Source organism: Natronobacterium haloterrestre, assembly GCF_900112205.1.
In the GTDB taxonomy this organism is placed as follows: domain Archaea; phylum Halobacteriota; class Halobacteria; order Halobacteriales; family Natrialbaceae; genus Natronobacterium; species Natronobacterium haloterrestre.
Genome location: NZ_FOKW01000001.1, coordinates 809,559 through 833,163, shown reverse-complemented (window position 1 = coordinate 833,163; position 23,605 = coordinate 809,559). Strand labels below are relative to the sequence as shown.

At 64.8% G+C, this 23,605-nt stretch carries 21 protein-coding genes; 11 read left to right on the top strand and 10 right to left on the bottom strand.

What is annotated here, in order from left to right; genetic code table 11:
- Positions 1-42 precede the first annotated feature (42 nt).
- On the bottom strand, positions 43-306 hold the full coding sequence (locus BM113_RS03975; RefSeq protein ID WP_089785512.1) for a DUF8119 family protein: 264 nt from the start codon (positions 304-306) through the stop codon (positions 43-45).
- Between the two features lie 6 nt (positions 307-312).
- Positions 313-1,482 (bottom strand): hypothetical protein, encoded by a 1,170-nt coding sequence (locus BM113_RS03970; protein ID WP_089785510.1) that lies wholly within the window; start codon positions 1,480-1,482, stop codon positions 313-315.
- A 618-nt stretch (positions 1,483-2,100) separates the two neighbouring features.
- On the opposite strand from BM113_RS03970, the gene BM113_RS03965 reads away from it, so the two are divergent.
- Positions 2,101-3,882 (top strand): acyl-CoA carboxylase subunit beta, encoded by a 1,782-nt coding sequence (locus BM113_RS03965; protein ID WP_089785508.1) that lies wholly within the window; start codon positions 2,101-2,103, stop codon positions 3,880-3,882.
- A 250-nt stretch (positions 3,883-4,132) separates the two neighbouring features.
- Entirely contained in the window at positions 4,133-4,495 is a 363-nt protein-coding gene (locus BM113_RS03960) for a DUF5658 family protein (RefSeq protein ID WP_089785579.1), read from the top strand.
- A gap of 63 nt (positions 4,496-4,558) precedes the next feature.
- Here the strand turns inward: BM113_RS03960 and BM113_RS03955 are convergent, their stop codons facing one another.
- Both BM113_RS03955 and BM113_RS03950 read right to left on the bottom strand, forming a co-directional pair.
- Positions 4,559-4,876, bottom strand: coding sequence for a DdfA family disk-determining factor (locus tag BM113_RS03955; protein WP_245757965.1), 318 nt, complete (start codon positions 4,874-4,876; stop codon positions 4,559-4,561).
- A gap of 223 nt (positions 4,877-5,099) precedes the next feature.
- Positions 5,100-5,558 (bottom strand): MaoC family dehydratase, encoded by a 459-nt coding sequence (locus BM113_RS03950; protein WP_089785505.1) that lies wholly within the window; start codon positions 5,556-5,558, stop codon positions 5,100-5,102.
- A 255-nt stretch (positions 5,559-5,813) separates the two neighbouring features.
- Between BM113_RS03950 and gdhB the strand changes: the two genes are divergently transcribed.
- Positions 5,814-7,091, top strand: coding sequence for a glutamate dehydrogenase GdhB (gene gdhB / locus BM113_RS03945; RefSeq protein ID WP_089785503.1), 1,278 nt, complete (start codon positions 5,814-5,816; stop codon positions 7,089-7,091).
- Positions 7,092-7,344: 253 nt separating this feature from the next.
- Here the strand turns inward: gdhB and BM113_RS03940 are convergent, their stop codons facing one another.
- Positions 7,345-8,628 carry a Cdc6/Cdc18 family protein gene (locus tag BM113_RS03940; protein ID WP_089785501.1) on the bottom strand — a complete coding sequence of 428 codons (1,284 nt, stop codon included), beginning with the start codon at positions 8,626-8,628 and terminating at the stop codon, positions 7,345-7,347.
- 991 nt (positions 8,629-9,619) lie between these two features.
- Between BM113_RS03940 and BM113_RS03935 the strand changes: the two genes are divergently transcribed.
- From BM113_RS03935 to BM113_RS03920, 4 genes are all read left to right on the top strand, one after another.
- Positions 9,620-10,474 (top strand): HpcH/HpaI aldolase/citrate lyase family protein, encoded by an 855-nt coding sequence (locus BM113_RS03935; RefSeq protein WP_089785500.1) that lies wholly within the window; start codon positions 9,620-9,622, stop codon positions 10,472-10,474.
- Between the two features lie 161 nt (positions 10,475-10,635).
- Positions 10,636-11,892, top strand: a complete 1,257-nt coding sequence (locus tag BM113_RS03930; RefSeq protein ID WP_089785498.1) for a Glu/Leu/Phe/Val family dehydrogenase — start codon at positions 10,636-10,638, stop codon at positions 11,890-11,892.
- Positions 11,893-11,980: 88 nt separating this feature from the next.
- A complete protein-coding gene (locus BM113_RS03925) occupies positions 11,981-12,457 on the top strand; it encodes a DUF2062 domain-containing protein (protein WP_089785497.1) in 477 nt (158 codons plus the stop codon).
- Between the two features lie 91 nt (positions 12,458-12,548).
- Positions 12,549-13,436, top strand: coding sequence for a DUF6517 family protein (locus BM113_RS03920; RefSeq protein ID WP_089785495.1), 888 nt, complete (start codon positions 12,549-12,551; stop codon positions 13,434-13,436).
- Between the two features lie 4 nt (positions 13,437-13,440).
- Here the strand turns inward: BM113_RS03920 and BM113_RS03915 are convergent, their stop codons facing one another.
- The 3 genes from BM113_RS03915 to BM113_RS03905 form a co-directional block, all read right to left on the bottom strand.
- Positions 13,441-13,659, bottom strand: coding sequence for a hypothetical protein (locus BM113_RS03915; RefSeq protein WP_089785493.1), 219 nt, complete (start codon positions 13,657-13,659; stop codon positions 13,441-13,443).
- A 75-nt stretch (positions 13,660-13,734) separates the two neighbouring features.
- Entirely contained in the window at positions 13,735-14,922 is a 1,188-nt protein-coding gene (locus tag BM113_RS03910; RefSeq protein WP_089785492.1) for an acyl-CoA dehydrogenase family protein, read from the bottom strand.
- A 164-nt stretch (positions 14,923-15,086) separates the two neighbouring features.
- Positions 15,087-16,247 carry a DUF7544 domain-containing protein gene (locus BM113_RS03905; protein WP_089785490.1) on the bottom strand — a complete coding sequence of 387 codons (1,161 nt, stop codon included), beginning with the start codon at positions 16,245-16,247 and terminating at the stop codon, positions 15,087-15,089.
- 173 nt (positions 16,248-16,420) lie between these two features.
- On the opposite strand from BM113_RS03905, the gene BM113_RS03900 reads away from it, so the two are divergent.
- Complete coding sequence (locus BM113_RS03900) at positions 16,421-17,230, top strand: RIO1 family regulatory kinase/ATPase domain-containing protein (protein WP_089785488.1); 810 nt, start codon at positions 16,421-16,423, stop codon at positions 17,228-17,230.
- A 74-nt stretch (positions 17,231-17,304) separates the two neighbouring features.
- Here BM113_RS03900 and BM113_RS03895 read toward each other — a convergent pair whose 3' ends face one another.
- On the bottom strand, positions 17,305-18,714 hold the full coding sequence (locus tag BM113_RS03895) for a sodium:solute symporter family protein (RefSeq protein WP_089785486.1): 1,410 nt from the start codon (positions 18,712-18,714) through the stop codon (positions 17,305-17,307).
- Positions 18,715-18,853: 139 nt separating this feature from the next.
- Between BM113_RS03895 and BM113_RS03890 the strand changes: the two genes are divergently transcribed.
- Both BM113_RS03890 and BM113_RS03885 read left to right on the top strand, forming a co-directional pair.
- Positions 18,854-20,026, top strand: coding sequence for a M24 family metallopeptidase (locus BM113_RS03890; RefSeq protein WP_089785485.1), 1,173 nt, complete (start codon positions 18,854-18,856; stop codon positions 20,024-20,026).
- A 134-nt stretch (positions 20,027-20,160) separates the two neighbouring features.
- Positions 20,161-20,883: a helix-turn-helix domain-containing protein gene (locus BM113_RS03885; RefSeq protein ID WP_089785483.1), complete on the top strand. Its 723-nt coding sequence runs from the start codon at positions 20,161-20,163 to the stop codon at positions 20,881-20,883.
- Between the two features lie 45 nt (positions 20,884-20,928).
- On the opposite strand, the gene BM113_RS03880 is transcribed toward BM113_RS03885, so the two are convergent.
- A complete protein-coding gene (locus BM113_RS03880) occupies positions 20,929-21,765 on the bottom strand; it encodes a proline dehydrogenase family protein (RefSeq protein WP_089785481.1) in 837 nt (278 codons plus the stop codon).
- A gap of 137 nt (positions 21,766-21,902) precedes the next feature.
- Here BM113_RS03880 and BM113_RS03875 point away from each other — a divergent pair, with 137 nt between their 5' ends.
- A complete protein-coding gene (locus BM113_RS03875) occupies positions 21,903-23,438 on the top strand; it encodes an aldehyde dehydrogenase family protein (RefSeq protein ID WP_089785480.1) in 1,536 nt (511 codons plus the stop codon).
- Positions 23,439-23,605: the final 167 nt, after the last annotated feature.

Below are 23,605 nucleotides of genomic sequence, written 5' to 3'. Positions count from 1 at the left end.
TCGGGGATTGGGGAACGCTCCGTTACGCTCCGTTATGCTCCGTTACGCTCCGCCGTCGGCAACCGTCGATCCCCACCACTCGCTCGTGATCGAGACGTACACGCCGACGCCGAGCAGGAGCGCCCCGTAAAACGCCCAGCGCGGCCATCCGAACGCGAGGAACGCGAGGGTAAGCGCAAGCACCCACAGCGAAAGGATCAGCAGGTCGGCGAGCACTCGAAGCCCGGCGCTCGTAACGGCCCGGAGCCGTCCACGGCTCGGTCGGTCGTCGTCCGGTCGCGGTCGGCGCTCGTCTTCCGTTGTCATCGTCGTTCAGAAATGGTAGCCGTGTTTCTCGGTCAGTCGATACGCGCTGATACCCCAGACGTAGCTCTGTCCCGGCCACCAGGTCCGTGCGTTGTTGAAACCGGCCACGAGGACGTCCTCGTCGTCCCCTTCTGGATCGGCGTAGTAGCTCACCGAGCCGCTGTCGCCGTCCGTGAGGTCCATCTCGCCGCCCCAGCGGATCTGGCCGCGGCGACAGAAGTCGTCCGTAAAGCAGGTCACCGCGTCGACCCCCTGTATCCGGCCGGTCGTGTGGCCGGTCAGCGCCCCGACCTTCTCGAGCCGTTCCTCTCGCGCGAGCAGGTCGGCGAGCCCGTACTTCGTGAGCTGGCCGCGAACGCGGACCGGCGTGGGCGCGTCGATCCAGCTCGCCGGCGCAACCGGACCGTTCGGCTCGACGACGGCCACGTCGGCGACGGGGTGCGCCCGAGCGACTCTCCCCAGTTCGATCCCTTTGGCTCCCCGAATCGGCAGCGAGAGTGGTTCGCCGACCGGCTCCGGCATCCCTTCGTAGGCGTGTTCGGCCGTCACGAAGAAGGAGCGCTCCTCCGGCGGGTAGTGCAGCGCCGGCCCGAGCGTCGCCATACTCGAGGGTGTCTCGCAGGCGACCCCGGCGGGTGCGCCCTCCGCCGCGGTATCGAGGATGCGCGGCCGGGCCGACTCCGGGCGGACCTCCACGTCGTCGACGTCGATGATCGTCTCCGTGTTGATCGAAACGTCGTCGGCGAACTCGCGGATCGCCTCCGGAATCGTCGCCCCCTCGCTCGAGACGCCGATCGAGACCGTGGCGGTGCCGCTCTCGTAGTCCCCGGGAACGACCGCGCTGCCGAGATACCCCGTGAACCCGATCCGGGCGAGCAACTCGTTGAGTTCGAAGGCCTTCTCGACGGCCGCGTGCCAGTCGGCCGGGACGTGACGGACCCGCTCCTCGATCGAGAACGGATCCTCGGGATCGGTACGGACCAGCGCGGTGACGATCGGCACTTCGTCGTCCCCGGCCGCGAGGAAGTCGTCCGCGCCGAGGACGTGGGCCACCCCCAGGGCGAACCCGCCGCTAACGGCCGTCCGGAGGAATGCGCGACGGTCTATCCCCGCGTCGGCCCGCTCTCGAGGCGACTCGAGGGACTGACTGGATCGGTCGCTACGTTGGCCTACCATATCGCCGGTACCGGTGTCGATTACCGCTGCACCCCGTTCGGGGAAAGCTAATGTTCACGTACACGGGGCGGTCCGTTGGCTATCGTAACTACCGGGCAATCGTGAAATAGCGATTGTGCCTGCATCTGCCGTGGCCCGGTTGGGGGCGACTCCCCTTCCCCCTCGCCGCCACCCGGTCTTAATGACTGAACGACTGAACGCGAGCGCTGGTGTGGTCCCCCCGGAAAGATTCGTCTGTCTCCGTGTTGGTGACCGCGGAGACGACCACACCACGACTCCGACCACGACACACCTGATCGCGCGATCCTCCCGACGCGCGACGCAGCCTCCGCGTTCGCCTCGCGGCGAACGTCTCGGAGGGTGGCACACGTTCGGCACGGCCACCGTTCTTTTCCATCTCTCTCGCACGTGATCGACGTGGCCGAGCGATTCCGGTGAAGAGAGTTCTGACAGCGGGGATCGCTACAGACTCAGCGTTCCGCGTCCCGCGCCCATCGCCGGCGGAATCACCCGCTCCCGTCGCTCGAGTCCATCGTACGTTCGGGAACGTCCCTGGACGCGGGACGATCACAGAAAAATCGCGCTGGATTTTTTAGATGTCCCCGCACACGGGAGGGTATGAAAGTCCGTATCGCGCCAGGGGCGACCGACGAGGAAGCCTCGGCGATCGCGGCCGCGATGGCCGAACACGTCGGAGACACGGTCGAAGTGTACGTCGGCGACGACGAGGAGCCGAAAGCCGTCCACGAACTCGCGAGCGCCGCCGGCTCCGGCAGGGGCGCACCCTCTCCCGTGGCGGCCGCCGACGGCGCCGCCCACGACGACCTCGGGCCGACCGAGCGCGAACGGAAACTCCGCGAGGAGATCGCCGACATCCTCGAGGGCGGTCCCGAGAAGTACCGCGAGGGCCTCGAGGACAAACTGTTCGTCCGGGATCGCCTCGAACTGTGGTTCGGCGGCGAAGGCAGCGAGTTCCTCTTCGAGGACGGCAAGTTCGCAGCCTTCGACGACTGGCACGAGAGCGGCGTCGGCGAGGACACCGACGACCGCCTGCCCGCGGACGGGCTCATCACGGGCGCGGCCGAGTTCGAGGGACGTGACGTCCACTTCATGGCCAACGACTACACGGTCAAGCGCGGGAGCATGGCCGCCAAAGGCGTCGAGAAGTTCCTCAGAATGCAACAGCGTGCGCTGAAGACCGGCCAGCCCGTGCTCTACCTGATGGACTCCTCCGGTGGCCGGATCGACCAGCAGACCGGCTTCTTCGCCAACCGCGAGGGGATCGGGAAGTACTACTACAACCACTCGATGCTCTCCGGCCGGGTCCCACAGATATGCGTGCTCTACGGCCCCTGTATCGCCGGTGCGGCCTACACGCCCGTCTTCGCCGACTTCACGATTATGGTCGAGGACGTTTCTGCGATGGCCATCGCTTCCCCGCGGATGGTCCAGATGGTCACAGGGGAAGACATCGACCTCGAGGAACTCGGCGGCCCGCAGGTGCACACGCGAGAGTCGGGGTCGGCCGATCTCGTCGCGAAAGACGAGGAACACGCACGCGAACTCGTCTCGCAGTTGATCACGTACCTACCCGACAACGCCGACGAGAAGCCGCCCAAGACTGAAACCCGACCGCCAGCACGCTCGCCGGCCGGGATCGACTCCGTCGTCCCCGACCACCCCAACGAGGGGTACGACATGAAAGACCTCATCGATCGGGTGATCGACGACGGCTCGTTCTTCGAACTCCGGCCCGACTACGGCAAGGAGATCATCACCGCCTACGCCCGGATCGACGGGCGTCCGGTCGGCATCGTCGCCAACCAGCCCGCCCACCGCGCCGGAGCGATCTTCCCCGACGCCGCCGAGAAGGCCGCGGAGTTCATCTGGAAGTCCGACGCGTTCAACATCCCGATCCTCTATCTCTGTGACACCCCCGGCTTCATGGCCGGCTCCCAGGTCGAGAAGGAGGGCATCTTGGAGCAGGGCAAGAAGTTCATCTACGCGACCTCGGCGGCGACGGTCCCCCAGCAGACCGTCGTCGTCCGCAAGGCCTACGGCGCGGGCATCTACGCGATGGGCGGCCCGGCCTACGAACCCGAGAGCGTTATCGGCCTCCCGAGCGGCGAGATCGCGATCATGGGCCCCGAGGCGGCGATCAACGCCGTCTACGCCCGCAAGCTCTCACAGATCGACGACCCCGAGGAACGCGAGCGCAAGGAACAGGAACTCCGCGAGGAGTACCGCGAGGACATCGACGTCCATCGGATGGCCAGCGAGGTCGTCATCGACGAGATCGTTCCGCCCAGCACGCTCCGCGAGGAACTGGCGGGCCGGTTCGCCTTCTACGAGGACGTCGAGAAGTCGCTGCCGGACAAGAAACACGGTACGATCCTCTGACCGGCGACTCGAGCCGAGACGCACCCGAGAGTACGGGTCGTAGCGATCGTTCTTCTCCCGTCGACTGTTCCTCCGGTCCCTGGAAACGGCCATCCACTGACGTACGCCGACGTTACTGCGAGTAGCGGCCGATTAGCCGTCGATACGGCTCACATAACAATGCCCGGTCTGCTGGAAGCGGCGCGTGCGGTCCTCCCGCACGCTCCCGATGGCGATCGTCTCGTTTCGGTTCGATTCCGGCGGGGAGCCTATGAGTTCCGACGGCGCGGACGCCCGTTTGCGCCTCGAGCGGCCCGTCGAGATCGCAGTGACGCCGGCCCGACTCGAGCGCGGACTCTGGGTACTGGTCGCGTTTTCGCTGATCGGCGACATCGCGACGACGTTCGTCGGCCTCCATCTCGGACTGACCGAATCGAATCCCGTCGCGAACAGCGCGATCGACGGCTACGGGCTGGCGGGGATGCTCGCGCTAAAGGCCGCCGCCGTCGGTGTCGGACTGGCGTGTCGGCCGCTGCTTCCGCGGCCGTATCGAGCGATCGTCCCCGCGGGGCTCGCGCTTCCGTGGACCGTCGCCACGATGCTCAACCTGGCACTGATCGCGACCGTCGTGTGAACGGTCCGCTCCCGAGAGACGACGCGAATCGAGTCCCCCCAAGGACGCTCGTCCGCGAAGGGGTTACTCCTCTTTCTCGGCTTCCGTCAGGACTTCGACGTCACCCGCTCCCGTAACGACGACCGTATGCCCGACGTACTGGAACCGAACGACGGTGTCCTCCGAAGCGGAGTCCGACGAAAAAAGGGCGTTTAGTGCGTCCGGATCGATTACGCGTGCAAGCGGCGGCAGATCACAGGGATCGTCCCCAGTTACGTCGGCCACGGCGGAAACGACGGCGTACACCGGCGTGTCCTCCTCGCGCTGTCCCCACATCCCGCGTCGTACTCGTGAATCAGCCGTGAATTCTGCTCCCCCGATTTGCGCGTCTTCCACTGTCATTATCCGTGGTCCAACGAACTCTCATAAATGGGTTTCCAAACGGCCGAGAAATTCACAGTGATTTATTCTGTACCTTTCCGAACGCACCCGTTATAGTCCAGAGATGGTCGGCTGGAGATCGTTAGGTGATTCATACGGGCGATAAGAGGAGGGTGATCGCCACGGTCGCCCAATTATGCACCCGAATTCACGAACCGTCGGTCGGTTGATTCCGGCTCCGTAACTATGACTCCGCGTGCGAGTGCTTGAGCGACAGCACCGTCCGGTCGAACTCACAGACGAGTTCGTCGTTCTGGTTGAACGCTTCGACGTGCATGGTGACGACGCCCCGCTCGCCGTCGCTGGTCTCCCGTTTGTCCGTGACCGTGGACTGGACCCGGATCGTATCCCCGTGGAACACGGGGTGTGGGTGTTCGACGTTGTCGTACGAGAGGTTCGCGACGATCGTTCCGTCGGTCGTCTCCGGAATCGAGATGCCGACCGCCAGCGACATCGTATAGAGGCCGTTGACCAGTCGCTCGCCGAACTGGGTGTCGTCGGCGAACTCGGCGTCCAGATGTAGCGGCTGCTGGTTCATCGTCATATCACAGAATCGCTGGTTGTCGCTCTCGCTGATCGTCCGCGTCCGCTCGTGTTCGATCGTCTCGCCGACTTCGAACTCCTCGTAGTAGAGTCCGGACATATACGTTCACGGTCGATCAAACGCTACAAAAACGTGGTGTTCCGCGGGCCGCGTGTCCGTTTCGTTCCCCTCTCTCCCGAACCCCGTAGTCAGCGTCTCAACCCGGCAAGCTGCAAGTATTGCATGAAACCGAGAGCATTGACAAGGGTTAAGAGCGGCCGTCGGAAAACTCAGGCAACAGGGAACCCCGACGCGTCGAAGCGGACCGGACGGGCGTCCGTCGCTCGCTTCGAACCGAGGGACCTGAAGCCGACTATGACAGGATCTGACGAACCAACGAAGGCGAACGCGGAGGAAAGCGCCGTCGAGACAGCCCGTCGTCAACTCGAGCGGGCCGCCGCCCACCTCGACGTCGACGAAGGGACCGTCGAGCGACTGCGGTACCCGAAGGACGTCTACCGGGTGACGATCCCGGTCGAGCGCGACGACGGGACCACGGAGATGTTCACGGGCTATCGGGCCCACCACGACAGCGTCCGCGGTCCGTTCAAAGGCGGCCTCCGCTATCACCCCGACGTCACCGAGGACGAGTGCGTCGGCCTCTCGATGTGGATGACCTGGAAGTGTGCCGTCATGGACCTCCCCTTCGGCGGGGCGAAAGGCGGGGTCGTCGTCAACCCGAAGGAGTTGAGCGCCGAGGAGAAAGAACGGCTCACCCGCCGGTTCGCCGAGGAGTTGCGTCCGGTCATTGGACCGATGAAGGACATTCCTGCGCCCGACATGGGTACCGACCCCCAGACGATGGCGTGGTTCATGGACGCCTACTCGATGCAGGAGGGGCAGACCGAACCCGGCGTCGTCACGGGGAAACCGCCGGTCGTCGGCGGTTCCTACGGCCGCGAGGAGGCCCCGGGCCGCAGCGTCGGCATCATCACCCGCGAGGCGATGAAGTTCTACGGCTGGGATCCCGAGGAGACCACCGTCGCCGTCCAAGGGTTCGGTAGCGTCGGCGCGAACGCCGCTCGCTATCTCGACGACCTCGGCGCATCGATCGTCGCCGTCTCCGACGTCGACGGCGCGATCTACGATCCCGACGGTCTCGACACCAACGACGTCGAGGACCACGACGAGACCCCCGGGATGGTCTCGGGTTACGACGCCCCACAGAGCCTGTCGAACGAGGAACTGCTCACGCTCGACGTCGATATCCTGATCCCCGCCGCGATCGGGAACGTCCTCACCGGCGAGAACGCACGCGACGTCAACGCAGACATGATCGTCGAGGGCGCGAACGGGCCGACCACCTCGACGGCCGATCAGATCTTCGAGGAACGCGAGATCCCGGTCATTCCCGATATCCTCGCGAACGCTGGCGGGGTCACCGTCTCCTACTTCGAGTGGCTCCAGGACATCAACCGCCGTTCCTGGCGACTCGAGCGAGTCAACGAGGAACTCGAGACGGAGATGCTCCGAGCCTGGAACGCGGTCTGCGAGGAGTACGAGAACCGCGACGTCACCTGGCGGGACGCGACGTACATCGTCGCCCTGTCGCGGATCGCAGAGGCCCACGAGTCACGCGGTCTCTGGCCGTAATCCGCCTTCGTCGGATCCCGATTGCCCGATTGCCCGATTGCCCGATTGCCCGATTGTCCGGTTGTCCGGTTGTCCGGTTTTTTCGGAACGGATCGGCACGTCGAGCGGGGGCAGACGCGTTCTCACCGCATGACGCGTCGGTCGGTTCACACTCGCATTCATACTCACACCCACGCTCACACCCACACCCCTCGTTCAGAGTGAAATCGGTTTCAGGAGTCAGGACAGTCCCGCAGGGACCATCGCTCGAAGCTCACGAAAACGTGGAGAGATCGACGTCCCGGTCGCGCGCTCCGGTGGCGCTGTCGGCCAGTTGATCGTAGGTCGGAAGCTCCTCGAGCGAGGCGTCCCGTCGAACGGCTTTCACGATGTGTTTGGGGTCCGTGACGAGCCTGTGGAGGAGATAACTGCCCTGGGAGCGGCCGCCGCCGGTCTTTTCGGATTCGATGACGCCGAGGAAGGCCTGTTCCTTGAGTTGGCGGTAGAGCCCGTTCTCGGTGATCGGATCCGTCGCAACGAGTTCGCAGATGCTAACGTAGCGTTCGTAGATCTCGCGGGTCTTGTACGTCTCCCGATCCCCGGTGATGATCCGGCTCGCCAGCGCGTACAGGGCGAGTTTCGCGTGGACGGTTGCGCCGCTCGTGAGTTCCTCGATCCGGTTGATCTCGGCGACCTCCTGGGCCTGCTGGATGTGGCTCTCCGAGACGTTCTCGGAGCCGGTCCGGCGGGCGAGTTCGCCGGCCTCCTTCAGGATCTCGATCGCCTTGCGAGCGTCGCCGTGTTTCTTCGCGGCCAGCGCGGCACAGAGTTCGATCGTGCCGTCTTTCAGTACGCCGGGCTGGAACGCGTCCTCGCGGTTTCGCATGATCTCCCGGAGCTGGGAGGCGTCGTAGGGGTGGAAGAAGAGTTCGCGGTGCCCGAAGCTGCTGTCGATGCGTTCGTCCAGCGTCTCCCGGTACTTGACCTTGTTACTGATGCCGATGACACCGATGTAGGCGTCGGTCTTCCGTGCCTCGCGGGCCCGGGAGAGTTGCATCAGGATGTTGCTGTTGTCGAGTTTGTCGATCTCGTCGAGGATGACGATGGTAGCGTCGAAAAAGCCCTCGAGGATGTCCCAGATGTGCTGGTAGTACTCCATCGTCCCCACGCCCCGAACCGGGATGTTGTCGTCGTAGCCGGTCTGGTCTTTCAGACTGAGCGCCATCTGTCGTGTCGCACGGGTCTCCGTGTTCGCCTCGGAGCAGTCGACGTAGAGCACGCCGCAGTCGATGTCGTTGCTGCGGGCGGCGTCCTGAGCCCGTGTCGCGACGTGACGGGAGATGAGGCTCTTTCCGGTCCCCGTTTTGCCGTAGATCATCACGTTGTTCGGCGGATCCCCCCGAGTGATGGCCCCGACCTCCGCGGCGACGGACTGGATCTCGTCGTCCCGACCGACGATCCGATCCTCGTCGGGGACGTGACCGACGTGGAGGAGTTCCTTCCGATTGAAGATCGGATCGTGTGATTGGAACAACGGGTCCCCTGCCTGGTCAGCCATATCTCCGTGCTCGAAGAGCGACCTAATAAAAGTATGGAAGGTAGTTCAGACTGATATCCCCGGGGTAGACGTTTTTACACGCATCGTCTCGGAACCTTCTCCGATCCGTGCCGTCCCCCCGAATGCAGACTGAATTGCGCCTCCACTAGCGGCGGCCCCCGCACCCCTCGTTCAGAGTGAAAACGGTTTCGAAAGCGGAGGTCCGAACGCGACGGTGGACCCCCACGAGACGATCACTGAAGTAGCACGCGACGTCGACACCAGTCCAGTACCGCCTTCGTACCGTCCGTGGGACCTTCCAATAACCCGGAAGAGGAGTCACTCCTCGAGAATACCGAGAGTGACCGTTCTCTTCGACCGAATTCCGCGGTCCAGGAGCGATCGTAAGTGCGGGTTCGACCCCCGTACAACGTCCGGTGGGCGTCTAGATAATTCTTATATTTTACTAATACAGCAACAATATCTTATTCTTATCTAGTTAGTTCTAGATCTAGATAGTGAGTGAGTCGATGACGACTCCTCTCCAACGGAACCACAGCATCTCTTCAGGTCTCTCGCGTCTCCCATCGAGTCCGTCCCGAGAGGCCGATCCCCTCTCGAGACCGTTTTCACTCTGAACGAGGGGTGGGAGACGGCAGCCGCGATCCGCCTTCTTTGCTAGACCACGCCACACACCCCCTATTCAGAGTGAAAACGAAACCGGTTCGTCGCCGGCGCTCTCCGGCGAATCGAACGCAGTCGTAATAGTCGGCCGAAGATCCTTCCCCGTCGGTCCGGTTTTCACTCTGAACGAGGGGTGCCCCTCACCCCGTGCGTTTCGTCCCTTGCATCTCGAGGCACGGTCGAGGGGATATCGGAGGAGACCACGTTCGAGGGAATACCGTGAGTTACCATCCACACGAAGTAACGACCGCCGAACATTCGGGTCTCGTATCCCCCGGTTCCGGTCGCTGACGGCCATTTCTATATTCGTGGCCCGTCGATACGACGTATGGTCCGCAGAAGCGTACTGTTCACGCCCGGTGATCGTCCAGAAATGCTCCGGAAGGCTCCCGGCGCGGGGGCCGACGTGATCGTCTTCGACCTCGAGGACGCCGTCGCCCCCGCCCGGAAGGACGAGGCCCGTGAGGCCGTCCGCGACGTCCTCGCCGATCCCGAGTTCGACCCCGACTGCGAGGTCTGCGTCCGGGTCAACGCAACACTCGACGCGATCGAGGACGACCTCGAGGCGCTGTTCGCGGACGGCACGGAGCTCACGATAGACAGTGTGATGCTCCCGAAGGCCGACTCGGCCGAGGACGTCGATCGGCTCGAGTCGGTCCTCGAGGGCCATGGTGTTTCGCTGCCCGTTCTCGCGCTGATAGAGAGCGCGGCCGGCGTCCTTACGGCGTCGGAAATCGCGGCTCACCCTGCCACCGACGCGGTGGCGTTCGGCGCGGAGGACCTCTCGGCGGACGTCGGGGCGACGGTCTCGGAGGATCGCTCGGAACTGAGTTGCGCGCGCCAGCGGGTCGTCCTCGCAGCCGCTGCCCACGACTGTACGGCGATCGACACGCTGGTCACCGACTTCCAGGACGAACAACGACTCCGGGAGGACGCTCGCCGGTCGGTTCGGCTCGGTTACGACGGCAAACTCGCGATCCACCCCGTGCAGGTCGACCCGATCAACGAGGCGTTCACGCCCGACGAATCCGACCTCGAGTGGGCCGAACGCGTCCTCGAGGCCAAACGCGAGGCCGATGCGGAGGGGCGAGGGGTCTTCGAAGTCGATGGGGAGATGATCGACGCGCCGTTGATCGCCCAGGCGGAACGGATCGTCGCCCGAGCCGAGGCAGCGGAGCGGTAGCGGTATCGCAGCCCGTCCTGCCCGATCCAGCAGACTCCTCCGTACACGAACGCTTGCCGTCCGTTCACTATATTAACCGATCAAAATACCTTATATTGTATATTATGCACTATAACCAGCATTCGTCATACTTATTTCGATAACCTTGGAAAGGGAGGGCAATGAGCGAACAAGCAAATCCGTTCGAGACGTTACAGTCCCAGATCGACGAGGCCGCGGATCACCTCGAGATCGGCGACGACGTGATCGAACGGCTCAAACACCCGGAACGGGTCCTCGAAACGAACTTGACGATCGAGCGCGACGACGGTGAACTCGAGCGGTTCAAGGCCTTCCGCTCGCAGTTCAACGGCGACCGCGGCCCCTACAAGGGCGGCATCCGGTACCACCCGGCAGTCAGCCGCGACGAAGTGAAGGCACTGTCCGGCTGGATGGTATACAAGTGTGCGGTGGTCGATATCCCCTACGGCGGCGGGAAAGGCGGTATCGTCGTCGATCCGAGCGAGTACTCCGAAAGCGAACTCGAGCGGCTCACCCGCGCGTTCGCGACGGAACTGCGACCGCTGATCGGGGAGGATCGAGACATCCCCGCGCCCGACGTGAACACGGGCCAGCGGGAGATGAACTGGATCAAAGACACCTACGAGACGCTGGAAAACACCACCGAGCCGGGCGTCATCACGGGCAAGAACATCGCCAGCGGCGGCAGCGAGGGCCGGGTCGAGGCGACCGGTCGCTCGACCGTGATCGCGGCCCGCGAGGCTTTCGACTACCTCGACAAGGACCTCGAGGGCGCGACCGTCGCCGTCCAGGGGTACGGGAACGCCGGCTGGATCGCGGCGAAACTGATCGACGAGATGGGTGCGACCGTCGTCGCGGCCAGCGACTCCAGCGGCGGGATCTACAACCCCGACGGCTTCGACCCGGCCGCGGCGAAACAGCACAAAAACGAAACCGGCAGCGTCGTCGGCTTCCTGGAGAGCGAGGAGGAGATCACCAACGAGGACCTGCTCACGCTGGACGTCGACCTCCTGATCCCCGCCGCGCTCGAGAACGCGATCGACGGCGACCTCGCTCGCGAGGTCGAGGCGGACGTCATCTCCGAGGCCGCGAACGGTCCGCTGACGCCCGAGGCCGACCGGGTGCTCGAGGACGAGGACGTCTTCGTCGTCCCCGACATCCTGGCGAACGCGGGCGGCGTCACGGTCTCGTACTTCGAGTGGGTCCAGAACCGCCAGCGGTTCTACTGGTCCGAGGAGAAGGTCAACACGGAACTCGAGGAACACATCGTCGCGGCGTTCGACTCGCTCGTCGAGACGATCGAGGCCCACGACCTCGATAACCCCCGGACCGCGGCGTACGTGGTGGCGATCCAGCGGGTCGCCGACGCCTACGAGGAAGCGGGCTCGTTCCCCTGACCGGAGACGATCTGACGCGTGAGTGATACCTGTGACACGGTCTCGGTAGCTTTTTGCCGCTCGCTACGGACCGACGGACAGAGTCCGAATGCTAGGGGACCGGCTCGAGACGTACCGCGATCGGGCACGCAGGATGCTGACGCAGGCGTTCCGGACCGAGCACACGCCGCGTCAGGTCGCGGCGAGTTTCTCGATCGGCGTCTTCGTTACGGCGTTGCCGACCGGCGGGATCGGCGTCGGGCTGTTCTTCGTGTTCGTCTCCCTCTGGCCGTGGATCAGCAAGCCCGCCATCTTCGCGTCAGTCGCCGTCCTCAACCCGTTCGTCAAACCCGTCGTCTACGTCGCGAGCTACCAGGTCGGGGGGACCGTACTCGGGACGGCACCCCTCCTCTCGAGTGACATCTCGTCCGAGACAGCCCGCACGGCCGTCCGGCAACTGATCGTCGGCAACCTGCTCGTCGCGGTCGCGCTCGCGGGGATCGGGTACCTCCTCCTCCTTCGGCTCACGCTCGCCCACCGGCGACGCAGGGGCGCTCGTTCCGACCCGTCGGACTCGAGCGCCTGATCCGCGGGCGGATCGCGAGCCCGTTCCGTCGGCGTGCCGGACCGTCCTGAGATGAATAAACACTTGGCAACCGAAATTAGATTCCCCCGTGATGCAACGACGAACCCTCATCAAAGGCGCTGGAATCGGCTGTCTCGCGGCGCTCTCCGGTTGTCTCGCGGCGATCGGGATGGACGAGCACGCGTCCTCGCCCGCTGGTGTCGCGGCCGATACCCGCGCGGAAACGGGATACGAACGGACGGGCGTCGAACGGCTCGTCGTCGAGGAAGAAGTCGGGCCCGACGCCGTCTCTGAGACGGTGACGGTCCACAACTACCTGACCGAACTCGAGAAAGCGGTCGAGGTCGGCCCGCTGGTCGACCAGCGGGCCGCCGTCTTCACCGTGCTGTCGACGCCACAGATCAGCCTGGCGGGTCGGCAGTTCAACCCCGTCGAGGAGATGTCCGCGGCCGAACTCGTGGACCTGCTCGAGAGCAACTACGACGACATCAGTGACATCACGTTCGAGAGCGAGGAGTCGGTGACGGTCCTGGGACAGTCGACGACTGCCTCTCGATTCACCGCGGACGCCGAGTTCGAGGGCACCGACCTCGAGGTCGACCTCCACATCACCGAGGCCGTCCGGACCGACGACGATCTGATCGTGACGATCGGGGTCTATCCCCGGGAACTCCGCTCTCGAGAGGAAGAACACGTCCGCACGCTCGCGGAGAACGTCGTCGAGGAGATCGACCCCGATGACGAAACCGGCGACGGAAGCGAGAGCGCGGAGGAAGCGGAAGGGGAAGGGGAGGGGGAAGAGGATAGCGACGGCGACGGGAGCGACGGAACGGAAGACACCGATAGCGGGGGCGGAGAAGACGATCAGACCGGCGGATCGGAAGCCGACGGAAGCGACGGCGAGGACAGCGATGGCGACGGAGATGCGGAGGATGACGAAGACGACGGCATCGACCTCACTTTCTCTCGTCCGTCGTAACGCCTCACACGATTCCCACGCCGTAGGCGACGAGAACGAACCCGACGACCGCCACCACGACGCCAGCCCCCTTCGTCACCGCGACGCGGTCGCTGGTTTCGATGCTCGAGTCCTCGATCGGAGTCATTCCCTGTCGGCGCTGGGTCTCGACGATGGCCGGGGCGTAGCGGACCCCGGCGAGGCCGAGCGCGACGAGCAGGGTGCCGACGGCGAGTGTGAACACGGGGAGTGCCTGGAGTCGATGGGGGTGGAACGGTTGCGTAGGCGATGTGGGAGCCGACTCGAGGATCGCGCGGGATTACAGTCCCAGTTCCCGCCCGATCACGAGGTGCTGGATCTCGCTCGTCCCTTCGCCGATCTCCATGAGTTTGGCGTCGCGGTAGAACCGCTGGGGCGCGAAGTCCGTCGTGTAGCCGTAGCCGCCGAGTACCTGGACCGCGTCCTCCGCGACCTCGCGGGCCGCTTCGCTCGCGTCGAGTTTCGCCAGCGCGGACTCCCGCGTGACGGGTTCGCCCTGGTCGTACGTCGTGGCGGCCTGGTGGGTCAGCAGTCGGGCGCGCTCGATCTTGCGATGCATGTCGACGAGTTTGTCCCGGATAGCGTCGAACTCCGAAATGGGCTGGCCGAACTGCTCGCGTTCCTGGCTGTACTCTTTGGCGTGATCGTATGCACCCTGGGCGAGTCCGGTCGAGAGGGCGGCGATCGAGATCCGGCCGCCGTCGAGGGTCTTTTTCGTCTGCTCCCAGCCGTCCCCTTCCTCCCCGAGGAGACGGTCTTCGGGCAAGCGGACGTTCTCGAGTTGGATTTCGCAGGTGGGGGAGGCGTTCAGCCCCATCTTGTCCCAGACCGTCGTCACCTCGAAGCCGTCGTCCTCGCGTGGATCGACGATGAACGTCGAGATGCCGCCGTAGCCGGCGTCGGGGTCGGTGACGGCCTTGACGAGCACCGAGCCCGCCTCGCTGGCGTTCGTGATGAACTGCTTGGTGCCGTTGAGGACCCACTCGTCGCCGTCTTTCTCCGCGGCTACGCCGCCCTGTTCCGAATCGCTTGCCTCCCGTTTCTCGGCGGTGGTATCCATGTCGGAGGCGTCGGAACCGCTGCCGGGTTCCGTCAGCGCCCAGCCGCCCATGTGTTCGCCCTCGGCCAGCGGCCGGAGCCATCGCTCCTTTTGCTCTTCGGTGCCGAAGAGTTCGATCGGCTTCGAGGCAAGCGAGATGTGTGCGACGTAGGAGAGCCCGACCGAACCCGAAACGCGCCCGATCTCCTCGGCGACCAGCGAGTACATGAGGGTGTCGCCGCCGAGGCCGCCGTACTCCTCGGAGATGGGGACGCCCATCATGTCCAGGTCGGCAAGTTGATCGAAGATTTCCGCCGGGAACCGGTGTTCTTCCTCGATCTCCTGGGCGATCGGCTCGATTTCGGTTTCGCAGAAGTCTCGGACGGTCTCCTGGATCATCCGATGCTCGTCGGACAGCTCGAAGTCCATACGCAATACTTGCCGGGCCGAGAAATAAACGCACCGACAACATTCGACGTGGGCTGTGTTCACAGGTCGAGGGGGTTCCCTCGAGCGATTTTCCCGTGGAGAACCGGTCGTCGAATCGCGTCCTGCGAAGAACCTCGAGTCGCTACCGCGGCGGGAAAGCGCGGCTACCAGCCGCGATCGTCGTCATCGCGGTCGCTTTCCTCACCGTCTTCCCGATCCCAGAGCGGCGTCTCCTCGACCGAACCATCGTCCCGGGAATCGCGACCCCAGCGACCGACCGGTGTGTCCGAGTCCGAGCCGTCGTCGGGACCGGAGTCCGAGGAACTGACGGCGCCGGGGCCGCCGGTTCCCCCACGGTCACCCTCGCGGGCCGCGGCACGACGTTCCGGGATCAGATCGAGATCCGCATCGGTGTCGCCGAGCAGCAACAGCGCATAGTACTGGAAGTACGTCCGAATCGGCATCTGGACGATCGCGACGACCAGCAGTACGGCGAGCACCGCGAGCACAACGACCGGTACCGCGAGCCACACGCCGACGTCGCCAAGCGAGACCAACAGGAACCCCACGATCCCGAACGGGATGAGGACGACGATCGCCGCAAACAGGATCAGAAAGCCCGCGGCGATGTTGACGACGATCCCGAGAATCCAGACGAGCACCAGATAGACCGCGTACTCGCCGAGATTCGACGTGAGAGGACCCCAGAACCGGCTCCACGCCGAGAGGACGCCCCGCTCCTCGAGCAGCATCACCGGCGCGACGAACTCGGAGGTAAAGCGCATCACGATGGTGTAGACGAGCCCCAGGACGATCCCGAGGAGGACGATTCCGAGGAGTTCGCCGATCACTGCCTCGGGGGACGGAGCGCCGAGCAAGACGTACGCCAGCGGCACGCCGATCACAACTAGCAGGACGAGGCCGGCGACGAGGCGGAAGCCGAACAGTCGCAGGCCCCGGCCGAGGTTCGCCCCGCCGAACCGCCGGATCCGGACCTCCCCGGAGCGTAGCGACTCGAGGAAGACGAACTCCATGATCGCACTGATCAGGGAAAACACCAGCCACAGGACGATCGCTGCGACGACCAGAATCGCGGCGATCGCGAGCACGTCGTCGGGCAGTTCTCCGACGGGAGCGTCGACGCCGGGTTCCTGAACGGTCGGTTCGAAGTCACCGGACGGCACGCCGCTACCGCCGCCGAGCCCCGTGTTTCCGCCGACGAAGAACGCGACGACCGCGAGTTTGAGCCACAGTCCGACGCGGACGGGCAACAGGAGGTCCCGCGTAACGTCGATCGCGTCTCCGAGATCGTCGATAGCATCCATATACCAGCAGTATCGTTGCACGGTTGAAAATAATACTGCTCTGACGTTCCTGCGGTCGGGACCGGTTCCGGTCGGCAGCCCTGGAGGCCCACGGCGCTCGTATCCGCCGCGAGATATCTCCCGCCGTCGACAGTTCGAGACGCATTTAACCTCCAGGGGCCTCTGTTTTCCGTATGGATCTCCGCCAGCTCGTCCGCGGCACTGTCGAGTGGGACCGCATCGAGCGGGTCATCCACACGCTGGCGGACCGACACGACCGCGAGACCGTTCGCGTCGAGTTCCTCGAGGCCGACAACTGGCTATCGACCCCCTGTGTCATCGACGACGAGTGGTTCGTCAAGATCGTCTCCCGGCAGAACGCGCTCGTCCACGCGCTCCTTACTACCGGCCGGAACTTCGGAGCCGTCTCTTCCGGAACCGGCGGCTTCTTCGATCGATTCGATACACCGCGGGAAATGGTCGAACACGAGTACGAGGCCACCCAGCGGATGCGCGAGATCGGCATCAACGCCCCGCAACCGATCGAGGCCTTCGAGATCAACGGGCTTGGCGTGCTCGTTCTGGAGTACTTACCGGAGTTCGAGTCGTTCGGAACGGTTTCCGACGAGGTCGTCGCCGAGCGGGCGGGGGAACTGTTCGACATGCTCACGACGCTGCACGACCACGGACTCGCCCACGGCGACTTGCGCGCGGAGAACATCCTCATTTCCGACGGCGAACTCTACTTCATCGACGCCACGAGCGTCCACGAGGATCGCGTCCCGGAGACGACGGCCTACGACCTCGCCTGTGCGCTCGCCGTCCTGGAGCCCCGTATCGGTGCACGACGGGCGGTCGAGGCGGCGGCCGGCGTCTACGGGCCGTCGGAACTGCTCGCGGCCCGCCGGTTCCTGGATTTCGTCCGACTGCGGCCGGATCACGAGTTCGATTCGACGCAACTGCGCAGCGAACTGGAGAAGGCTGCCGAACTGGGTGGCTACTGAGGGGGTGGCCGCTACCGCTCAGCCGCGCAGCCGCTCACCCGCTCGGCCGCTCAGCCGCTCGGCCGCTCAGATCCTCAAGCCTGACTCGGCCTCGGGGCCGATTCGCCGTCCGTGAGGGTGCTAACAAGGACGATGAGAAGTCCGGCGACCGGGGCCGCGACGATCACCGCATCCAGCCCGTACGGACTGGCGAGGACCGTGTCCCACGTGATCGCGAGTAACGCGCCGACGATCATCCCCGCCAGGCCGCCCAGTTTGGTCAGGCGCTCGCGCATCAGGAAGATCGCGAGCAGGGCGGGCGTGATCGCCGCACCGTAGGCCGTGTAGGAGTACATCTGGACCTCGAGGATCGTCGGGAACTCCTGCCCAAGGACGAACGCGAAGACCCCGAGGACCACCACGAACGCGCGGGTCAGCCAGAAGACCTGCTGGTCGGAGGCGTCCGGGTTGATGAGGCCCCTGTAGAGGTCCTGTGAGAGGTTCGTACAGGCCGACAGCAGGTAGGAACTCCCAGTAGTGATGATGAACGCGGCGGCGGCAGCGAGCAGGATCCCGCCGACCCAGGTTGGCAGCTCCGTCGTCGTCGCGATCAGGGCCATTCCGGGGTCGAGGTCGGGGAACATCGCCCGGGAGGCGAACGCGATGATGGGGACGAGCGTCATCGTCGCGACGACGCCGACGAACCAGGCGACCAGTCCCGCGTCGGTCCCTTCGTCGGTCTCCCCGGCGATGATACGCTGGTACATGTTCTGGTCGGCCAGGATCAACAGCAGCGGCGGGGCCCAGAGGGCGAAGAACTCGAGGGCGGAGAGGTCGCCGAGGACGTCGAGGTGGGTCTCGGGGACGCTCGCGGTGATCTCGGACCAGCCGCCGGCCTCGAGGACGACGAACGGAACCGCGATTACGAGGCCGACGAGCATCAGGAAGGCGCTGATCGCGTCCGTGTAGGCGACGGACATCAGGCCGCCCATCGCTGCCAGCGCGATGATGACGGCGGTCCCGATCAGGGTCCCCTGCGAGACCGGGATGCCGGTGGTGACGTTCAACACGTAGCCGAGGCCGATGAACTGGTAGGAGACGATCCCGACGTAGGCGAAGGCGATCACGAGCAGGCTGATGATCCGTCCCTCGTTCCCGAGTTCCGCCTCGATCATCTCGGGGATCGTCAGCTTGTCGAACCCGCGGATCCGTGGGGCGAGGGCCTTCAGAATGCCGATACCGATGAGCGCGGCGGTACCGAACAGGATGGCCGGAATCAGCCCGTTGTCGTACGCGACCGAGTTCGCGCCGCCGGTCACCGTCCCGGAGCCCATCCACGTCGCGAGCAAGGTGCCGGCGATGACCGCCGTCCCGAGGCTTCGACCGGCGACCATGAAGTCCTCGGCGGTGTTCGTCTGTCCGTACGCCCAGACGCCGACGCCGAGCATCACGGCCAGATACCCGGCGACGATATAGAGCAACGTCACGTCGGCTTCGACTGCCATGGTACCGGATTCTAAAACTCCGTTCTTAAATACCCGTCCAACCGATCGTTCCCGGTCGATAATTACGTGTAGTAAACACGTAGTGTGCCCGGCCGTGGTCGGGTTCCGTTTTAAACGGGCAGCCCGCCTGTGTCGATCCATGACGGAGCTTTCGATCCCCGAGACCGAACACCGGCGGCGAACGCGAGACTTGCTCGAGCGTGCCGACGGGGACGGCTACGACGGTCTCGTGCTCTTCGGCGCGTTGAACATCCACTACGCCAGCGGAATGTACCACCTCCCGACCGAACGGCCGGTCGCGCTGGGGATCGCCGACGGGCGAATCGAGGCGGTCGTCCCCAGACTCGAGCGGGAACACGCCGAACGCGAGGAGTTCCTGATCGACGAGGTGACGACCTACTTCGAGTACCCCCAGGGCGATCCGATGGAACGGGTCGCGGAGATGTGCGACCGACTGGGGCTGGCGGAGGGCTCGATCGCGGTCGACTCCGACGGCAGTCCGGCCCGAAACGGGTACACAGGCCCCGCACTCTCGGAACTGGTGGACGCGGAGGTCGGCGTCGAGGCGTACATCACGGAGATGCGTGAGACGAAAAGCGATTCCGAGATCGATCTGATCCGGGAGGCAAGCGTCTGGGCCAACCTCGGTCATCGGCTCCTCCAGGAACGGATCGAACCGGGCCGACGGCCGATCGAAGTTCGTGCGGAGGTCGAAGCCGAGGCCGTCAAGCCGATGCTCGACGCGCTCGGAGACCGCTACGAGATCCGGTCGTGGGCGAACCCGATGCAGTGTCTGTTCACGACCGGTGACGTGACTGAACTGCCCCACAGCATGGACCAGACGACGCGGATCGAACGCGGCGACAATATCGTCACCATCGTCAAGCCGTCCGTCGGCGGCTACACGACCGAACTCGAGCGGACGATGTTCGTCGCCGAGGTGTCCGACGAGAAGCGGGAGTACTTCGAGATCATGAAGGAGTCCCAGGAGATCGCGATCGATGCGATCGGTCCGGGCGTCGAGTACGCCGCCGTCGAGGAAGCTGTCGTCGACTACTACGAAGAGCAGGGGGTCACGGAGTACACTCAGCACCACGTCGGTCACAACATCGGTATGGAAGGCCACGAGCGGCCATACCTCGACGTCGACCAGGAAGGCGAGATCCGACCGGGCGAACTGTTCACCGTCGAGCCGGGGTTCTACGTTCCGGACGTCGGCGGCTTCCGCCACTCCGATACCGTGGTGGTTACCGAGGACGGAACCGAGACGCTGACCGACTACCCCAGGGACCTCGAGAGCCTGATCGTTTGATCCGCCCGCGGGTCGGTGGGTGAGATGCCACGTCCCCGGCCCTTTCCTGCACGAATATCAGTCGAAGGCGGCGTTCGGTGGACGACCGCTTCGAAAGCGCAACATAGAAGCCCGGCGTTGAGACATGGCTACACATGAGTCTTCAGGGCGAGCTCTCGAGCGTTCGGTTGACCCTCGATCTGTGGCACCCGAACTGCTGGGCGATCGAGGCGACCGATCGAACGGGGGGCGGCGTGCTCGCTCATGCAGTCTACAACTCGCCGACCACGGAGGGCGAGAGCCCAAACACCGTCAAGGGCCTGTTTACCGCCTTCGGCGACACCTCAGCGGAGGTCGAGCAGCTTCTGGACGCGATCCGCGAGTCGGACCACTCCGGGGAGGTGTTCGAACTCCAGGAACGGTTCGGTCGTGCCCGCAACGCGCCCGGTAACGTCGTCCGCGAGTTCTTCCTCGAGTACGATCCCACCGAGATGGTGTGTCCGACGCTGCTCGAGAACGGATTCGTCCACAGCGCGCCGGTCCACATCGAAGACGGGAGCGAGGAGTGGAACCTCTGTTTCGCCGGCGACCGGTCCGCGATCGAGGAGTCGCTGGACGACGTGCGCGAACAGTCCGGCGCGGAGGTGACGATCACCTCGATCACGACCTCGGAGGCCCCCGATCGGTCGACCCGTGAGCAACGGCTGGATACGCTGACGACGAGCCAGCGTGAAGTGTTCGAACACGCCCGCGACGCGGGCTATTACGAGTGGCCCCGCGAGATTACGACTCGAGAACTGGCCGACGAACTGGACGTCGCGAAGTCGACGTTGCTCGAGCACTTGCGGAGAGCGGAATCCAAGCTGCTCGATCCTTGATATTTGATATTTGAACCTTGAGCCCTGAACTCCGATCAGCCCAGCTCAGCTCAGGATCGCCCGCAGCGCGAACAGCAGGTTCTCCTTGCGCTCGCGAACTCGCCGGTAGAAGTACGAGAACCACTTGTTTCCGTAGGGAATGTACTGGTAGACGTCGACGCCGTCGGCGGCCAGTTCGTACTGGGCGTCGGTCCGGACGCTCATCAGCATCTGGATCTCGTAGGGCGTCCCGTGTTCCCGGTGGAGCTCCCGGGCGAGCGAGACGAACTCCGGATCGTGGCTGCCGACCGCGACCCCGTCGTCGAACGCCTCGAACATGTACTCGATGAGGTCCCGGTAGTTCTCGTCGACTCGGTCCTTGTCGGTGTAGGCGACGGAGGCGGGTTCGTCGTAGGCCCCCTTGACGATCCGGACCTTGCCCGGGGCGTCGGCCAGCCGCTCGAGGTCCTCGCGGGTCCGCTCGAGGTTGGCCTGGAGGCACAGCCCCATGCCGCCCCCATGTTCGTGGACGAGCTCCTCGTAAGCGTCGAGGGTAGCGTCGGTCGTCGTGTGATCCTCCATGTCGACCCAGACGAAGACGTCCCGTTCGGCACCGCGGTCGGCGATCTCGGTGAGGTTCTCAGCGAACGTGTCCGCGCCGACGTCGAGCCCGATCTGGGATGGTTTGACGGAGACGCAAGCGTCGACGTCCGAGCGGCCGATGTCGTCGATCAACTCGAGATAGGACCGCTTGTCCGCCGCCGCGTTGGCGGGGTCGTCGTAGTGCTCGCCGAGCAGATTGAGGATACCGGCGACGTCGCGCTCGTTGAGCGCCCGGACGTGTTCGATGGCCTCGGCGGACGTCTCACCCGCGACGAATTTGCTCGCGATAGGGGGAATCATTCGTTCGTATTCCTCGAGACGGAGACCATAAGCCACCACCCGACCAATGCGTTAGCGCTCCGCCGTCCCGAAAATAACTCGGTCGGGGCGACCATGATCGGTGGGGCTTACATGAGATCAGGGAGTAATGACGAACCATGTCGCAGCAAGCCGGAACGCAAACACATCAGCATTACATCGGCGGCGAGTGGACCGAAGGCAGCGGCTCCGAAACCTTCGAGAGCGAGAGCCCCGCGACGGGCGAAACGCTCGCGGAGTTCCACCGCGGCACCGAAGACGACGTCGACGCCGCCCTCGAGGCCGCGGAAGACGCCTTCGAGGAGTGGCGCGAACTGTCTTACATCGACCGCGCGGAGTACCTGTGGGACATCTACCACGAACTGCGCGAGCGCCACGAGGAACTCGGCGAGATCGTCTCCAGGGAGTGTGGCAAGGAGATCTCCGAAGGGAAAGCCGACGTCACCGAGGCCTGGCACATGGTCGAGTGGGCCGCGGGCAACGCCCGCCACCCCCACGGCGACGTCGTCCCGAGCGAAGTCGGCAGCAAGGACGCCTACATGCGCCGCAAGCCCCGCGGCGTCGTCGGCTGTATTACCCCCTGGAACTTCCCGGTCGCGATCCCGTTCTGGCACATGGCCATCGCGCTGGTCGAGGGGAACACGGTCGTCTGGAAGCCCGCCGAGCAGACGCCGTGGTGTGGCCAGATCATCGCCGAGATGATGGAGGACGCCGGCATCCCCGACGGCGTCTTCAACATGGTCCAGGGCTTCGGCGACGCCGGCGCCGCGATCAGCGACGACGGCCGCGTCGACACCGTCCTCTTTACCGGCTCCGCGGAAGTCGGCCACGAGATCGCAAGCAAGGTCGGCGGCGAACCCGGCAAGCTCGCGGCCTGTGAGATGGGCGGCAAGAACGGCATCGTCATCACCGAGGAGGCGGACCTCGACATCGCCGTCCACTCCGCCGTGATGTCGAGTTTCAAGACGACCGGCCAGCGCTGTGTCTCCTCCGAGCGGCTGATCGTCCACGAGGACGTCTACGACGAGTTCAAGGAACGGTTCGTCGACATCGCCGAGGACATCGCCGTCGGGGACCCCCTCGAGGAGGACACGTTCATGGGCCCGGCCATCGAGGCCGACCACGTCGAGAAGATCCGCAAGCACAACGAACTCGCCCGCGAGGAGGGTGCGAACGTGCTGGTCGACCGGTTCGAACTCGAGGACGACGAGATCCCCGAGGGCCACGCCGAGGGCCACTGGGTCGGCCCGTTCGTCTACGAGATCGACTACGACACCGACCTGCGCTGCCTGAAAGAGGAGTGTTTCGGCCCCCACGTCGCCCTGCTCGAGTACTCGGGTGACATCGAAGACGCCGTCGAGATCCACAACGACACGCCCTACGGGCTGGCCGGCGCGGTCATCTCCGAGGACTACCGCCAGATCAACTACTTCCGCGACCACGCCGACCTCGGGCTGGCGTACGCGAACCTGCCGTGTATCGGCGCGGAGGTCCAGTTGCCGTTCGGCGGCGTCAAGAAGTCCGGCAACGGCTACCCGAGCGCCCGCGAGGCGATCGAAGCCGTCACCGAGCGCACCGCCTGGACGATGAACAACTCGAAGGAGATCGAGATGGCCCAGGGCCTCTCGGCGGACATCATCACGAAAGACGACTGAGCGTCGGCGGTCGCCTCGAGTTCCGACTCTGCGATTTTTCGCGGTACTGGGAGACGCCGTCTCGTAGCTGCTGGCTCGAGCGTCGCCTGGGGCTGGCTCTACAGGCTGAGCAGGCCGAGTGCCTCGGGGCTTGACCCCGAGACGGTTCACGGTTCTCCTTCCGGACG

What these genes read in the sequence shown, in the direction of transcription:
- BM113_RS03955 (WP_245757965.1), bottom strand. Translation starts at nt 4,876, where the DNA reads ATGACAGTGGAAGACGCGCAAATCGGGGGAGCAGAATTCACGGCTGAT.
- BM113_RS03880 (WP_089785481.1), bottom strand. Translation starts at nt 21,765, where the DNA reads ATGATTCCCCCTATCGCGAGCAAATTCGTCGCGGGTGAGACGTCCGCC.
- BM113_RS03875 (WP_089785480.1), top strand. Translation starts at nt 21,903, where the DNA reads ATGTCGCAGCAAGCCGGAACGCAAACACATCAGCATTACATCGGCGGC.
- BM113_RS03925 (WP_089785497.1), top strand. Translation starts at nt 11,981, where the DNA reads ATGCTAGGGGACCGGCTCGAGACGTACCGCGATCGGGCACGCAGGATG.
- BM113_RS03975 (WP_089785512.1), bottom strand. Translation starts at nt 306, where the DNA reads ATGACAACGGAAGACGAGCGCCGACCGCGACCGGACGACGACCGACCG.
- BM113_RS03965 (WP_089785508.1), top strand. Translation starts at nt 2,101, where the DNA reads ATGAAAGTCCGTATCGCGCCAGGGGCGACCGACGAGGAAGCCTCGGCG.
- BM113_RS03970 (WP_089785510.1), bottom strand. Translation starts at nt 1,482, where the DNA reads ATGGTAGGCCAACGTAGCGACCGATCCAGTCAGTCCCTCGAGTCGCCT.
- BM113_RS03910 (WP_089785492.1), bottom strand. Translation starts at nt 14,922, where the DNA reads ATGGACTTCGAGCTGTCCGACGAGCATCGGATGATCCAGGAGACCGTC.
- BM113_RS03960 (WP_089785579.1), top strand. Translation starts at nt 4,133, where the DNA reads ATGAGTTCCGACGGCGCGGACGCCCGTTTGCGCCTCGAGCGGCCCGTC.
- BM113_RS03935 (WP_089785500.1), top strand. Translation starts at nt 9,620, where the DNA reads ATGGTCCGCAGAAGCGTACTGTTCACGCCCGGTGATCGTCCAGAAATG.
- BM113_RS03950 (WP_089785505.1), bottom strand. Translation starts at nt 5,558, where the DNA reads ATGTCCGGACTCTACTACGAGGAGTTCGAAGTCGGCGAGACGATCGAA.
- BM113_RS03930 (WP_089785498.1), top strand. Translation starts at nt 10,636, where the DNA reads ATGAGCGAACAAGCAAATCCGTTCGAGACGTTACAGTCCCAGATCGAC.
- BM113_RS03905 (WP_089785490.1), bottom strand. Translation starts at nt 16,247, where the DNA reads ATGGATGCTATCGACGATCTCGGAGACGCGATCGACGTTACGCGGGAC.
- BM113_RS03890 (WP_089785485.1), top strand. Translation starts at nt 18,854, where the DNA reads ATGACGGAGCTTTCGATCCCCGAGACCGAACACCGGCGGCGAACGCGA.
- BM113_RS03885 (WP_089785483.1), top strand. Translation starts at nt 20,161, where the DNA reads ATGAGTCTTCAGGGCGAGCTCTCGAGCGTTCGGTTGACCCTCGATCTG.
- BM113_RS03920 (WP_089785495.1), top strand. Translation starts at nt 12,549, where the DNA reads ATGCAACGACGAACCCTCATCAAAGGCGCTGGAATCGGCTGTCTCGCG.
- BM113_RS03895 (WP_089785486.1), bottom strand. Translation starts at nt 18,714, where the DNA reads ATGGCAGTCGAAGCCGACGTGACGTTGCTCTATATCGTCGCCGGGTAT.
- BM113_RS03900 (WP_089785488.1), top strand. Translation starts at nt 16,421, where the DNA reads ATGGATCTCCGCCAGCTCGTCCGCGGCACTGTCGAGTGGGACCGCATC.
- BM113_RS03940 (WP_089785501.1), bottom strand. Translation starts at nt 8,628, where the DNA reads ATGGCTGACCAGGCAGGGGACCCGTTGTTCCAATCACACGATCCGATC.
- gdhB (WP_089785503.1), top strand. Translation starts at nt 5,814, where the DNA reads ATGACAGGATCTGACGAACCAACGAAGGCGAACGCGGAGGAAAGCGCC.